This window comes from Tsuneonella sp. HG094 (assembly GCF_053819285.1).
In genome coordinates this window covers 1258068-1271359 of the sequence record NZ_JBSORA010000001.1, presented here as the reverse complement: position 1 = coordinate 1271359, position 13292 = coordinate 1258068, and the positions used below count along the sequence as shown (strand labels likewise).

Sequence of the window (13292 nt, the reverse complement as noted above, 5' to 3'; positions counted from 1 at the left end):
GATAGTGCGAGATCGCAAATCTTATATCGGGGGTTCTTGTCGAAGGATCGGGAGTCGCACGAATGTTATCGCTAGTTTTTTTTACTGCAGCGACGAGCGCGAGCATAGTCAATCCCGTCGATGTGATGGCCAACATCCGGGCTGAGCATCAGCTTTGCTCGAATCCAGATGTTGAGAACAAGACTTGTTCGGCGCTGGCGACCTATACTCTGCGGGAGGATGGGGCAGTGGTGGAACGAGTTGAGATGTTACTCGCCCCTACTGCGCCGATCAGCATGGAGTTGACGGGACCCTTGTTTGTGAGGGGTCAGAAAACGTGCGGGGCACTTAGCGCCGACGCATTGAGCGCGGTAACCTATCGAGTAAATGGAGAGCCAGCGTCAGCGGAGCAACTCGCTGCCATCAAACCTCGCGTAGAAGCTGCAATGGAGCCGATGATCGGTCGAAGAGCTTGCGATGAGTTCTTGTTGATCGAGGGTGTCTTGAACAAGCAGGGTTCGGTTGAAGGGATAGATGTGGTTGTTCCCGCCAAACCGATCGCTTGGGTGAAGCCAAGCGAGGGCTATTCGGTCGCTCCGAAAGGTTGATGCGGTCGCTCGGTGCACGAAACCGCCTACGCCAAGATCAACCTCGCGCTGCATGTCCGGCGGCGGCGGCGGGATGGGTATCACGAGCTCGAGACGCTGTTCGCGTTCGTCGATGCGGGGGATGGGCTGACCGCGCGCGCGGCCGAGCGGGACGAGCTGACAGTCTCCGGCGAGTTTGCCCCGCAACTAACTGATCCGTTTTGTAATATCGTGGCCAAGGCGCTCGGCAAGCTGCCGCGCTCCGGTGGGCTGGCAATCGCGCTCGAGAAGAACCTGCCGGTCGCCGCTGGGCTCGGCGGCGGGTCGGCGGATGCGGGGGCGGTGTTCCGGATTGTCGAGGCGATGCACGGTCTGCCTGACGACTGGCGTGAGCGGGCCGCGTCCCTTGGTGCCGACGTGCTCGCGTGCGTCGAAAGCAAGATGTGCATCGGCCATGGCACTGGAACAGAATTGTCGAGCGTGGTCAATGATCTGGAGAGCACTCCTGTGCTCCTCGTAAACCCTAGAGTGTCGCTGGCAACCGGGCCGGTGTTCGCCGGGTGGGGCGGCGAGGACCGCGGGTCGCTGCCCGACGGGCCAGCCTCCATGATCGCCGCCGAAGGCCGCAACGACCTCGAGGCGCCCGCGATCGCGCTGGTGCCGCAAATCGCAGACGTCCTCGACGCCTTGCGCGACCGGGCGACACTCGCCCGGATGTCCGGCTCGGGCGCCACATGCTTCGCGCTCTACGCCAGCGAGGCCGATCGCGATGCGGCCGCCGCAGCCCTTCCGCCGGACTGGTGGCAGATGAGTGGAAAGCTGCGCGCATGACCAGCGACTGGATGCCCTGGCGCCGCATCGGGCCTTCCCCGCGCAAGGGCGGGATCCTCCTCGCCGCCGATCACGCGTCCAACTTCGTGCCGCCCGACATCGATCTCGGCATCGAACCGGCGCTGATGCACGATCACATCGCGATCGACATAGGTGTTGCGTGCGTAGCCGAGCGCAGCGGGCTGCCATCGCACCTCGCCACGGTCAGCCGCCTTGTATGCGATCTCAATCGCGACGAAAGCGATCCCCGCGTCGTTCCGATCAGTAGCGACGGTTACACAATACCCGGCAACGTGGGAGCGGACCTCGAGGCGCGGCTGGGCCGCTTCCACCGCCCCTACCACGATGCGCTTGCGAACTGGATCGACGAGGTCGAACCAGTTCTGCTCGTATCGCTCCACAGCTTCACCCCGGCGATGAAAAGCGCGTCCGACAGCCGGCCGTGGGAGGTCGGAATCCTCTACAACACCGACGATCGCGCTGCCCGCCTCGGTATAGGATTGTTCGAAGAAGCCGGCCTAAACGTTGGAGATAATGAACCTTATTCGGGCAAATTGCTCAACGCGACGATGAACCGCCACGCCGAGGCGTGGGGCCTTCCCTACCTCGGCATCGAGGTGCGACAGGACCAGATCGACACCGAAGCCGGCCAGGCCCGCTGGGCGGCGCTGATCGCGGACGTAGCAGGGCGGGTGGCACTCGCGCTTGAGGCGGCGTAAGGAAAAGCCGTTGGGGTTGGCGTGGCGCTTGGCCTAGGCCCGCTTCGACAACCAAGGACTTATCCGATGCCCGATCTCCGTTCCAAGACTTCCACCCACGGCCGCAACATGGCCGGTGCCCGCGGCCTCTGGCGCGCGACGGGGATGAAGGATGGCGATTTCGGCAAGCCGATCGTGGCAGTGGTCAACAGCTTCACCCAGTTCGTGCCGGGACACGTGCACCTCAAGGATCTCGGCCAACTGGTTGCGCGCCAGATCGAGGCTGCGGGCGGGGTTGCCAAAGAATTCAACACGATAGCCGTCGATGATGGCATCGCGATGGGGCACGACGGGATGCTCTATTCGCTCCCGAGCCGCGAGCTGATCGCCGACAGCGTCGAATACATGGTCAACGCCCATTGTGCGGATGCGATGGTCTGCATCTCCAACTGCGACAAGATCACGCCGGGGATGCTGATGGCCGCGATGCGGATCAACATCCCGGTCGTGTTCGTCAGCGGCGGACCGATGGAAGCGGGCAAGGTCGTGGTGAAGGGCAAGACGGTCGCGCTCGACCTCGTCGATGCGATGGTCGCCGCCGCCGACGGCAAATACACCGACGAGGAAGTGGCCGAGATCGAGAAGGCCGCGTGCCCCACCTGCGGATCATGCTCTGGGATGTTCACCGCCAACTCGATGAACTGCCTGACCGAGGCGCTGGGCCTATCGCTGCCCGGCAATGGCTCCGTACTCGCCACCCACGCCGACCGTCAGGGTCTGTTCGAGCGCGCGGGTCGTCTCGTGGTCGCGCTGTGCAACCGGTATTACGGCGAGGGGGACGAAAGCGTTCTGCCGCGCAACGTCGCCACTTTCGAGGCGTTCGAAAACGCCATGAGCCTCGACATTGCGATGGGCGGGTCGACCAACACCGTGCTCCACCTGCTCGCCGCCGCGCACGAGGCGGGGGTCGACTTCACGATGCAGGACATCGATCGCCTCAGCCGCGAAGTGCCGTGTCTGTGCAAGGTCGCCCCGGCCAAGAGCGACGTCCACATGGAAGACGTCCACCGGGCAGGCGGGATCATGGCCATCCTCGGTGAGCTCGACCGGGCGGGGCTGCTGCACACCGCGCTCCCGACCGTGCACTCGCCGACCATGGGGGATGCGCTCGCCGACTGGGACGTGCGGCTGACCAACAATCCGACTGTGCAGGACTTCTACCGCGCCGCCCCGGGCGGTGTGCCGACGCAGACCGCGTTCAGCCAGGCCAAGCGCTGGGACGAACTCGATACCGATCGCGCCAATGGGGTGATCCGCGCGAAGGAGCATGCCTTCAGCCAGGACGGCGGTCTCGCAGTGCTGTTCGGCAACCTCGCCAAGGACGGATGCATCGTGAAAACCGCGGGCGTGGACGAGAGCATTCTCAGCTTCGGCGGGCCGGCCAAGGTCTATGAGAGCCAGGAGGCCGCGGTGGCGGCGATCCTGACCGACCATGTGGTTTCGGGCGATGTGGTCGTGATCCGCTATGAAGGGCCGCGCGGCGGGCCGGGAATGCAGGAAATGCTCTATCCGACGAGCTACCTCAAATCGAAAGGCCTCGGGGCGGCCTGCGCGCTCGTCACCGACGGGCGCTTTTCTGGCGGCACTAGCGGGCTTTCGATCGGTCACGCGAGTCCCGAGGCGGCCGAGGGTGGTACGATCGGGCTCGTGCAGGACGGCGACTGGATCGAGATCGACATTCCGAACCGCACGATCCAGCTTGTGGTGCCCGACGACGAACTTGCCCGCCGCCGCGCCGCGCAGGACGAGAAGGGCTGGTTCCCGGCGAAGCCGCGCCCCCGCGCGGTGTCCTCGGCGCTGCAGGCCTATGCCGCGATGACGACGAGCGCCGCGCGCGGAGCGGTGCGCGACGTGAGCCGGCTGCGCCGTTGAGGGTTGCCGCGCTCGTCCTGCCGGTGCTCGCTCTTTCCGCTTGCGGACGGGGGGAGGAACAGCCGCAGGCATCGGCCGGAGCGACCCGTATCGACTGTGCGCTCGGCGAAGGATCGGATTTCGGCCCCGATTGCCTCGTTGAGAAGGTCGCTGGCGAGCAGGGCAGCGAATATGTCGTGCGGCACCCCGACGGAGGTTTTCGCCGCCTGCGCATTGCCGAAGACCGGGCCGGCATGATGGCCGTCGACGGGGCAGAGGACGCGGTCAACGAACTGGTGGGTTCGCCGCAGGTGCTGCAGGTGACAGTTGGCGGCGATCGCTATCGCTTCCCGGCTGATCTCGATGCCGCAAAGTGACCAGGTCCTGACCGCCGCGCAGATGCGCGCGGCGGAAGCTGCGCTCATCGCCCAGGGCGTTTCGGTCAACGAACTGATGCAGCGCGCGGGACGGAGTGCCGCCGAGTGGGTGTGGCGAATGGCCGCTGGGCGTTCGGTCACCGTCCTGTGTGGACCGGGCAACAACGGCGGTGACGGCTATGTCATTGCTGAAGTGCTGCGGGAGCGAGGGCTGGCGGTGACCGTCGTCGCTCCGAGCGAACCGGCGACCGATGCGGCCAGAAGCGCGCGCGGGGCGTGGCGCAGGCACACGAAAGCAGAACCGACCGACGTGCATGGCGGCATTCTGGTCGATTGCCTGTTCGGCTCGGGCCTGAGCAGGACACTCTCGCCCGAACACGAGGCGCTACTTGCCGCACTGGCTTTCAGCCATACGCATGCAATCGCGATCGACCTGCCGAGCGGTGTCGCGACCGACGACGGAGCCTTGCTCAGCGCGGTGCCGCAATTCGACCTGACCCTCGCGCTCAGTGCGTGGAAGCCGGCGCATTTCCTGATGCCGGCGATGAACCGGACGGGCACCGTGAAGCTGGTCGACATCGGCATCCCGCCGGTGGACGGGGCCGCCTCGATCTTCCCGCGGCCTCGCTTCGCGCCTCCGTCGCGAACCGACCACAAGTACACGCGCGGTCTCGTCGGCGTGGTCGCCGGGGCCATGCCGGGCGCCAGCGTGCTCGCGGCGAAGGCGGCGATGCGTGGCGGCGCTGGCTATGTGAAACTGTTGTCGGACGATACACGACCTCGAAACGTACCCGGAGCGCTCGTGGTTGATGGCAGGTCGCTCCCCGAGGCGCTCACTGACGAGCGGTGGTCGGCCATGCTGGTCGGGCCGGGGCTAGGCCGCGATGAATCAGCGCGCGTACGACTGGGTGAGGTATTCGAGGCGGGCCTGCCGACCGTGCTGGACGCCGATGCGCTTCACCTGATCGACGACGATCTGGTCGAGGGCGTGGACGCGTCACGGGTATTGCTCACGCCCCATGAGGGTGAGTTGTCGCGGCTATGTTCGTCGTTCGGCGTCACCGCAACTGGGAAACTCGACCGGGTGAAGGGACTCGCGGACCTCACCGGCTTCACAGTGCTCGCCAAGGGCGCGGATACGGTCCTCGCCGCAGCCGATGGTCGAACGGCCTTCTTCCCACCTGCGCCGACCTGGCTTGCCAGTGCCGGGACGGGGGATGTCCTCGCCGGCTTGGTGGCGAGCCGCCTCGGGACCGGTGCTGATCCGTTCCAAGCGGCAGGCGAGGCGGTCTGGCTCCATCGCGAGGCCGCGCTGATAGCCGGATCGATACTGATCGCGGATGACCTTGTCGACGTGCTTTCAGTGGCTTACGCGCGCTTCCTGTGATGGAACCGGAAGAAATCGTTCGTGTCGCGGCCAAGGGCGATGGCGTCACGGCGAGCGGGAGGCATGTCGCCTTAGCCGCCCCGGGTGACGTCGTGCTGCCGAACGGTACCGTGGAGCGGGGACCGCACCGTGCCGACCCGCCGTGCCGCCACTTCGGTCAATGCGGTGGGTGCCAGCTCCAGCACCTCGACGACGAAGCGCTCGCCGAATTCGTGCGCGACCGGGTGCTTTTCGCCGCGCGCGGTCAAGGCATCGAGCCCGAAGTACTCGGCGACACGCATCTGTCGCCGCCGCGCAGCCGACGCCGCGCGACCCTCCACGCTCAGGAAGCAGGCGGAAAGACCATCATCGGCTTTCGCGAGGCCGGATCGCACCGGATCGTCGACCTTGCGGAATGTCACGTCATTCGTCCCGAACTGTTCGATCTCGTCGCACCACTGCGCGGGCTATTGGGTATCCAGCGCGGGAAGTGGTCGGTCGATGTCGAACTTACACTGGCCGACCAGGGCATCGATTGCAGCCTGAAGGGCTATGCGATGGAAGGACTCGAAGCGACCGAGGCCGCGCTGACCTTCGCGCAGGCACACAGGCTTGCGCGGCTTTCGGTCGACCTCGGCTATGGCTCGGAAGCGATCTGGGAACCCGAGCCCGTGACGATCACGCTGGGAACGGTTCCGGTCGGAATGCCCGCCGGCGCGTTCCTCCAGGCGACGGTCGACGGCGAAGCTGAACTCGTCGCAGCAGCCAAACGGTGGCTGAGCGGACGCGAACATGTCGCCGACTTGTTCGCCGGATTGGGGACGTTCGCGTTCGCACTCGGAGGCAGGGTCTCGGCCTACGAGGCAGCCCGCGACGCGCACCTCGCGTGCCGTGCTGCAGCCACCCGGTTTGGGGTTGACCTGACCACGCATCACCGCGACCTCTTTCGCGATCCGCTGCGCCCGAACGAGCTCGATACGTTCGAAGGTGTACTCATCGATCCGCCGCGAGCGGGCGCGCGCGAACAGGTCGCACAGATCGCCGCCAGCGGCGTGAAGCGGGTCGTTTACGTCAGCTGCAACCCGGCCAGCTGGGCCAAGGATGCCCGGACCCTGGTCGATGCGGGCTTCCGGCTCGCGGAATTGCGCCCCGTCGGTCAATTCCGCTGGTCGACCCACGTCGAACTGGCGAGCCTGTTCGTCCGATGATCAGGCGCGCAGGAGCGCCAGCAGGTGACCATCCAGGAATTCGCGCGCGTGCGGCTCGATCCACGAATGGGTTGCCCCTTCGCAGCGCGAAACGCGCACGTCGGCGGGATCCCACACGGCATCGAAGGCCTGGGCGGTGCGATCGGAGGCGGCCAGCACGATCCGCACATCGCCTCCGAACAGCGCAAGGCTGCTCGTCATCTCCGATGCCAGCGTCGTTGGCTTCGCGCGCGGCCGCGCTGCCTGCGCGATGCCTTTGGCCAGCTTGCCGAGATTGACGCCCCCACTCAGCAGCCGCAGGATTTCCTTCGGGTCCTTGAGCTTGGCACCGTAGCGGGCCCGGATCGCGGCCGGGGGCGGGACGTCCGCATCGCCCTCGATGGTCCAGGGATTGGCGAGCACCAAGGCGTCGCACTCCGCGCCGCCTGCCAGCATCAGGGCACTGGCGGCGTCGCAGTTACCGAATCCCACCACGCGGTCGATGGCGGGAGCGATTGCGCGAAAGGCGGCGAGAGCGGCTTCGATGTCGCGGGCGCTCTTGCGGAAACCCTTGTTCTGGCCGCCACTGTCACCGACCCCGCGGCGGTCGAACCGAAAGACGGGAAAGCCCTTGCGGGCTATGCGCGCGGCAAGCTGGGTCTGGCCGGAGAAAGCTCCGCTGCGGACCTCGTTGCCACCGGTGACGATCAGCAGGCCGCTGGTGCCAGGGGCCGTGTCGAGCGTCCCCGCCAGCGTGGCGTCTCCGCAGCCGAAGGGAAGGTGCAACCGGCTCACGCCTCGGTCATCCCGATGGCAAGGATCGCGGCCAGCGCATCGGCCTGCTCCGGGCTTTCGTCAGGCTCGGCGCGAAGCCACAGGCCGGGGCCACTTAGCGCGTCCTGATCGATCAGCGTGAGCGCCTCGGAAGGCTCGGCGGATTCGAGAGCGGCGAACATCTCGGGGCCGATGTGCCACCCGGCAAGCTCGATCCCTTCGGTACGACCCTGTTCCTGCAAGTCCTCGGTTCGTTCGGGCTTGCCCGCTTCCTTCGCGGCGATGATCCGGGCCCGCATCATTCCTCGCAGGGTCTGGCGGCCGCCGGTCGGGGCATAGCGCCAGCCGGAGACACCAGGTGGTGCGAGCAGGGCACCTGCGCGAACGGTCAGAACATGCGTCGCCCGGAAATGATGCGCGGCCTCCGAAGCTGCATCCTGCCAGCCATCCAGCGTCTGGTGAACGAGCTTTGCGCCACTCTCGTTGCAACCCGGAAGGTCAGGAAGGAAGCTGTCGATCCCCGACAGGTCCAATCGGCGCATCACCTCGACGGTCTGGCGGCGCAGCTTGTTCGCCTCGTCGAACCACGCGGGCAGGACGAGCAGCCGCATCGCCCGGCCACGGTCGAACACGAGCGCAAGCTCGTCGCGCGTGCCGCCGCCGGGGCCGGGGCACGGCCAGTCGGTCAGGTCGAAAGGAGTCACGCCGAAGCGGCTTTGCCCTCGGCAAAGGCCAGCAGGCCGCCGTAGGTTTCCAGCATCTCGCCGTCGACATCGTCATCGTCGATCACGATGTCGAGGCGGTCTTCCATCTCGGTGAGGAGGCCCGCGACCGCCATCGAATCGAGTTCGGGAAGATGGCCGAACAGGCCGGTCTCGCCGTCGAACCCGGCAACCCGGTCGGCGTCGAGGCCAAGCACGTCGGCCAGAATCGAACGCAGTTTGGCGTCGATAGCCGCGCGGCTGGGCGCCAGGTGATGGCCGTCAGTCATTCGGGTAAGGTCCCCTAACGAAACGCGTGCGCCCCTAAACGTCGCTTGAGGCGCGCGCAAGCGTGCGCTTGGCGATGGCAGGCCAGGCACGGAGCTGGCGCGGATCGAGGCAGTCGATGCGATAGCGTGGGCGGTCGAGCTCCATCCAGTCGCGTTTGTAGGCGTCGTCGCCGGTTCCGAAGTCGACGAGGGCAACTTTGTCGCCGTCGATCACCCGCTCGAAAAGCGCCGCGCTCAGCGTCGTTCCCGCCGATAGCGGCTTGGCGCTCTCGCGGTGGGCGAGCTTGTGGATGTAGGCGACCCCGTTCTCCACGGTCCAGAATTGCGCTGCGACCGCCTCACCGGCTGCGCGTGCGATGCCGAGGCGAGTGCGGCCCGCCGCGCCTTCCGCCTCGGCGAACCGGCGCAGGAGGGCGGGGTCGCCCTCTTCGGGTTTCCAGCTTTCGGCATAGATTGCCTCGTACTCGGCCCACGCGCCCGCGTCGAAGCGATCGTAGATCTCCACGTCGACCTTCCGAGCCTTGCGCTTGAGCGTCGTGCGCATCGAGCCGGGCCGACTGTCCCAGAATTCCGCGAAGGACCGTCCACGAATTGGGAGGACGTGGTTGTGGTCGCAGCGCTCGCTTCGCACCTGCCACCCGGCCTCGCGAAAGGCCTGGGCCAAGGTGGTGGCGCTGCCGTCTTCGTCGGGAACGGGCCAGACTGTCACGCGGTGGGTGCGTCCCTTGAGGTGGCCCGCCATCCCGGCCAGTGCCGTATGCGTGCCCAGCGGCCGCCAGGTGAATGAGTACCAGTTGCGCAGCGGCTCGATCCGCCCGTTCGCTTCGGTCAGCACCAGTGCTGCCGTCCCGGCACCGTTCGCGCCAAGTGCCACCAGCGGCTTCTGCCCACTTTCGGCGAGCAGTTCGAACCACTCGGCGCGGTCGAACGGCCCTTGCGGAGCGGCATCGACGGCTTGCAAGACGTTAACCGTGTCGTGATAGCTGACCGCGACCAAAACGAGTGTGCCCTTTCGGAGTAACCATGTCCTCTGCGCCCGATCCAATGCCCCGGCCGCTCGATCACCTCGCCGAAATGGGCGAGGCGAGCGCACCGGCGCTGGTCTTGCGCGGACGCACGCTTAACCACGAGGGCTTAAGAACCCGTGTCGGGCAACTGGCAGCCTGGCTTCAATCGCGTGTCGCCAAGGGAGACCGCGTCGCGAGTTGGGCCGCCAAGGGCGAGGCGACATGCCTGCTGCCGCTGGCCTGCGCGCGGGCGGGCGTAGTGCATGTGCCCATAAATCCGCTGCTGAAGCGGATGCAGATTGCGCACATCCTCGCAGACAGCGGTGCCGTGCTCCTGATCGCGACGGCCGCGCGGCTTGCCAGCGTCGAGAACGGCGACGTGCCCGCAGAGTGTGTTTCTGTCAGCGAGGATGCGCTGTGGCCGGACGTCGAGATGTGCGCAGGTATCGGCCCCTCGGACCACGATCCGGCCGATGTTGCGGCGATCCTTTATACCAGCGGGTCGACGGGTAAGCCCAAGGGTGTGGTCCTGAGTCATGCCAACATGTGGCTCGGCGCGGTCAGCGTAGCGCACTATCTCGGGTTGGCTCCGGACGACGTAACGCTCGCGGTTCTCCCCCTCAGCTTCGACTATGGCCAGAACCAGCTCCTGAGCACCTGGTACGCCGGCGGATGCGTGGTGCCGCTCGATTATCTCGTGGCGCGCGACGTCGTGAAAGCCTGTGCCCGGCATGGCGTCACCACGCTCGCTGCGGTCCCTCCGCTGTGGGTCCAACTGACCGAGAGCGACTGGCCCGAAGAAGCGACCGCATCCATGCGGCGGCTGACCAACAGCGGCGGGGCGTTGACCGAACCGCTCGTACGCTCCCTGCGCAACCTCTTTCCGGCGGCCCGACTATTCCCGATGTACGGGCTGACCGAGGCGTTCCGCTCGACCTATCTCGATCCCTCCCGCGTCGACAGCCACCCGACTTCGATGGGCTCCGCGATTCCGTTCGCAGAAATCCTGGTGATCGACGACATGGGCATTATCGCCGGGGACGGGGAGGAGGGCGAGCTGGTCCATGCCGGGCCGCTCGTTGCGCAAGGCTACTGGCAGGATGCGGAGCGGACCGCCGAGCGCTTCAAACCCGCACCGACGGCGTCCGCATACGGCGGGATGGCGGTGTGGTCCGGTGACCGGGTCCGCCGAGCGGCCGATGGCCTGCTCTACTTCGTCGGACGCCGGGACGCGATGATCAAGAGCGCTGGGAACCGCATCAGTCCGCAGGAGGTCGAGGACGCCGCGGTCGCGACTGGGCTTGCGCTTGAAGCGGTGGCGATCGGTGTGCCTGACACAAGGCTGGGGCAGGCCGTCTGCCTCGCCGTGCGCCCCGTTGGCGCATTCGACGAAGTGTCCCTGCGCAAGGCCCTCGCCGCGATCCTGCCCAACTTCATGCTGCCGCGAACGATCCGCGCGTATGCCGAGATGCCGCGCAACCCGAACGGCAAGCTCGATCGCAATGCCCTCGCTCAGGAACTGGCCGCATGAAGCCGCTTGGACCTACTCCACAAGGCTACGCCGCCCGCGACGGCCAGCTTGTCATCGGCGGCCGGACCGCGCGCGAACTGGTAGATGAGGCCGGCGGCACACCGCTCTTCGTCTATTCGCGCGATCATCTCGAAGCCCGGATGGCGCAACTACGCGCGGCAATGCCCGCCAGGCTGGCGATCCACTATGCGGTGAAGGCAAATTCGTGGGGTCCGGTGCTCAAGCACATGGGCGGACTGGCAGACGGGTTCGACATCGCGTCGGGCGGCGAATTGGAAATGGTCCTGGGGGCGGGTATCGACCCGGCGCTGGTCAGCTTTGCCGGGCCGGGCAAGCGCGACCGCGAGCTCGAGGCGGCGATCGCGGCGGGCGTGACACTCAATTGCGAAAGCGAGAACGAAGCGCGCCGGGCGCTCGCCATTGCAGATCGTCTTGGGAAAACACCCCGACTCGCAATCCGCGTCAATCCGGACTTCGAACTGCGCGGATCGGGCATGAAGATGGGCGGGGGCGCCAAGCCCTTCGGGATCGATGCGGAGCGCGTGCCCCCATTGGCGCGCGAAATCATCGATGCAGGGGCCGATTGGCGCGGGCTTCACATCTTCACCGGCAGCCAGGCGCTGGACGCCGAGGCGATTGTCGAAGCGCAAGGCAACGTCCTCGACGTCGCCGACCGGCTGACGCGCGAGATCGACCGGGGTCCGCTCCCCAAGCTCAACATGGGCGGCGGACTCGGCATACCTTATTTCGCGGGTGACACGCCGGTCGACCTGACACTGGTCGGTGCACTTCTCGGCACGCGCTTCGCCGCCTTGCCCGAAACGCTTGCAGACACGCATCTGTGCATCGAACTCGGTCGCTATCTCGTCGGGGAGGCCGGGGTCTATCTGTGCGAAATTGTCGATCGCAAGGTCAGCCACGGCGAGACCTACCTCGTCACCGACGGCGGCCTGCATCACCAGCTCGCCGCTTCGGGCAATTTCGGCACGGTGGTGCGGCGTAACTACCCGGTCGCGATTGCCACCCGGTTCGGCGCCGAGGCTGACGAGGAAGCTAACGTGGTCGGTTGCCTCTGCACTCCGCTCGACAGGTTGGCGGACAAGGCCCTGCTGCCCCGTGCCGACGTCGGCGATCTCGTCTCGGTTTTCTGCGCTGGAGCTTATGGAGCGAGCGCTTCCCCGGCGATGTTCCTGGGGCAGGGACCGGCGCGCGAAATCCTGGTTTAACCTTTTCCAAGCCGATGTCCCGCAGCGGGACTGGGCAGGTTATGGCCATTCAAACCTAACAGTATGTTCACCAATTTCGGCGAGACAGCCCTCCGGTACCCGCGCCTGTGCGGTGCGCCGGGTCGCTCCCGGGTCACGCATCGCATCGACGCACGACACGCAAGGATGCATCGATGCCCGACCGCCGCCACTTCCGTCCCTTCGCGATCCTCGCGCTTGCAGCGCTGGCTCTCGGCGGCTGCGCGACCAGCGGCGGCGAGCAGCTTGCGCCCGCCTCATTCGTCGCGATGCAGGAAGGGCCGGGCGAAGACTACGTCATCGGCCCGCTCGACGAACTGACCATCAGCGTCTGGCGCAATCCCGAACTTTCGGCCGAAAAGATCCAGGTCCGTCCCGACGGCCGCATCACCACGCCGCTTGTCAGCGACATGCCTGCGGTCGGCAAGACGCCCGCCATGCTGTCTGAAGACATCCGGCTTCAGCTTTCGCAATATATCGAGGAGCCGCTGGTCAGCGTGATCGTGACCAACTTCGCGGGCACCTTCAGCCAGCAGGTGCGGATCATCGGCGCGACCGAGAAGCCCGCCAGCATTCCCTATCGCGCGAACATGACCGTGCTGGATGCGATGATCGCAGTTGGCGGACTCAGCGAATTCGCGGCCGGCAACAAGGCAAAGCTTATCCGCTTCGAGAAGCAGGCCGGGCGCCAACGCGAATACGGCCTGCGGCTCGGCGACCTGCTCAAGCGTGGCGAGAGCGAAGCCAACGTCATGCTCCAGCCGGGCGACGTGATCATCATTCCTGAAAGCATGTTCTGAGGACCATCC

General features: G+C 66.3%; 14 protein-coding genes. 10 read left to right on the top strand and 4 right to left on the bottom strand.

Annotation, left to right across the window (positions count from 1 at the left end):
• Positions 1 to 62 precede the first annotated feature (62 nt).
• The 7 genes from ACWPMX_RS06335 to ACWPMX_RS06305 all read left to right on the top strand — a co-directional run bounded on the left by ACWPMX_RS06335 (position 63) and on the right by ACWPMX_RS06305 (position 6957).
• Positions 63 to 587, top strand: coding sequence for a hypothetical protein (locus ACWPMX_RS06335; protein ID WP_455699192.1), 525 nt, complete (start codon positions 63 to 65; stop codon positions 585 to 587).
• Positions 588 to 599: 12 nt separating this feature from the next.
• On the top strand, positions 600 to 1397 hold the full coding sequence (locus ACWPMX_RS06330; protein ID WP_455699191.1) for a 4-(cytidine 5'-diphospho)-2-C-methyl-D-erythritol kinase: 798 nt from the start codon (positions 600 to 602) through the stop codon (positions 1395 to 1397).
• Complete coding sequence (locus ACWPMX_RS06325; RefSeq protein WP_455699190.1) at positions 1394 to 2116, top strand: N-formylglutamate amidohydrolase; 723 nt, start codon at positions 1394 to 1396, stop codon at positions 2114 to 2116. Before ACWPMX_RS06330 ends, ACWPMX_RS06325 begins: the two co-directional genes overlap by 4 nt.
• A 66-nt stretch (positions 2117 to 2182) precedes the next feature.
• The gene (gene ilvD, locus ACWPMX_RS06320) at positions 2183 to 4027 is read left to right on the top strand and encodes a dihydroxy-acid dehydratase (RefSeq protein WP_455699189.1); all 1845 of its coding nucleotides are present in this window, start codon (positions 2183 to 2185) and stop codon (positions 4025 to 4027) included.
• Positions 4024 to 4383 (top strand): hypothetical protein, encoded by a 360-nt coding sequence (locus ACWPMX_RS06315; RefSeq protein ID WP_455699188.1) that lies wholly within the window; start codon positions 4024 to 4026, stop codon positions 4381 to 4383. Before ilvD ends, ACWPMX_RS06315 begins: the two co-directional genes overlap by 4 nt.
• Positions 4334 to 5770 carry an NAD(P)H-hydrate epimerase gene (locus ACWPMX_RS06310; RefSeq protein WP_455699187.1) on the top strand — a complete coding sequence of 479 codons (1437 nt, stop codon included), beginning with the start codon at positions 4334 to 4336 and terminating at the stop codon, positions 5768 to 5770. The genes ACWPMX_RS06315 and ACWPMX_RS06310 overlap by 50 nt, the downstream gene beginning before the upstream one ends.
• Entirely contained in the window at positions 5770 to 6957 is a 1188-nt protein-coding gene (locus tag ACWPMX_RS06305; protein WP_455699186.1) for a class I SAM-dependent RNA methyltransferase, read from the top strand. The genes ACWPMX_RS06310 and ACWPMX_RS06305 overlap by 1 nt, the downstream gene beginning before the upstream one ends.
• Here the strand turns inward: ACWPMX_RS06305 and ACWPMX_RS06300 are convergent, their stop codons facing one another.
• Genes ACWPMX_RS06300 through ACWPMX_RS06285 form a run of 4 tightly spaced genes read right to left on the bottom strand, consistent with a single transcriptional unit; the run spans position 6958 to position 9698 of the window.
• A complete protein-coding gene (locus ACWPMX_RS06300; protein WP_455699185.1) occupies positions 6958 to 7731 on the bottom strand; it encodes a hydrolase 1, exosortase A system-associated in 774 nt (257 codons plus the stop codon). It lies immediately after the preceding gene.
• Complete coding sequence (locus ACWPMX_RS06295; protein WP_455699184.1) at positions 7728 to 8414, bottom strand: hypothetical protein; 687 nt, start codon at positions 8412 to 8414, stop codon at positions 7728 to 7730. The genes ACWPMX_RS06300 and ACWPMX_RS06295 overlap by 4 nt, the downstream gene beginning before the upstream one ends.
• Positions 8411 to 8701: an acyl carrier protein gene (locus ACWPMX_RS06290; RefSeq protein WP_455699183.1), complete on the bottom strand. Its 291-nt coding sequence runs from the start codon at positions 8699 to 8701 to the stop codon at positions 8411 to 8413. The genes ACWPMX_RS06295 and ACWPMX_RS06290 overlap by 4 nt, the downstream gene beginning before the upstream one ends.
• Before the next feature lie 34 nt (positions 8702 to 8735).
• A complete protein-coding gene (locus ACWPMX_RS06285) occupies positions 8736 to 9698 on the bottom strand; it encodes a GNAT family N-acetyltransferase (RefSeq protein ID WP_455699182.1) in 963 nt (320 codons plus the stop codon).
• Between the two features lie 26 nt (positions 9699 to 9724).
• On the opposite strand from ACWPMX_RS06285, the gene ACWPMX_RS06280 reads away from it, so the two are divergent.
• From ACWPMX_RS06280 to ACWPMX_RS06270, 3 genes are all read left to right on the top strand, one after another.
• Entirely contained in the window at positions 9725 to 11239 is a 1515-nt protein-coding gene (locus tag ACWPMX_RS06280; protein WP_455699181.1) for an acyl-CoA ligase (AMP-forming), exosortase A system-associated, read from the top strand.
• Positions 11236 to 12465 (top strand): pyridoxal-dependent decarboxylase, exosortase A system-associated, encoded by a 1230-nt coding sequence (locus ACWPMX_RS06275; RefSeq protein WP_455699180.1) that lies wholly within the window; start codon positions 11236 to 11238, stop codon positions 12463 to 12465. Before ACWPMX_RS06280 ends, ACWPMX_RS06275 begins: the two co-directional genes overlap by 4 nt.
• Before the next feature lie 173 nt (positions 12466 to 12638).
• Positions 12639 to 13283, top strand: coding sequence for an XrtA/PEP-CTERM system exopolysaccharide export protein (locus ACWPMX_RS06270; RefSeq protein ID WP_455699179.1), 645 nt, complete (start codon positions 12639 to 12641; stop codon positions 13281 to 13283).
• Positions 13284 to 13292: the final 9 nt, after the last annotated feature.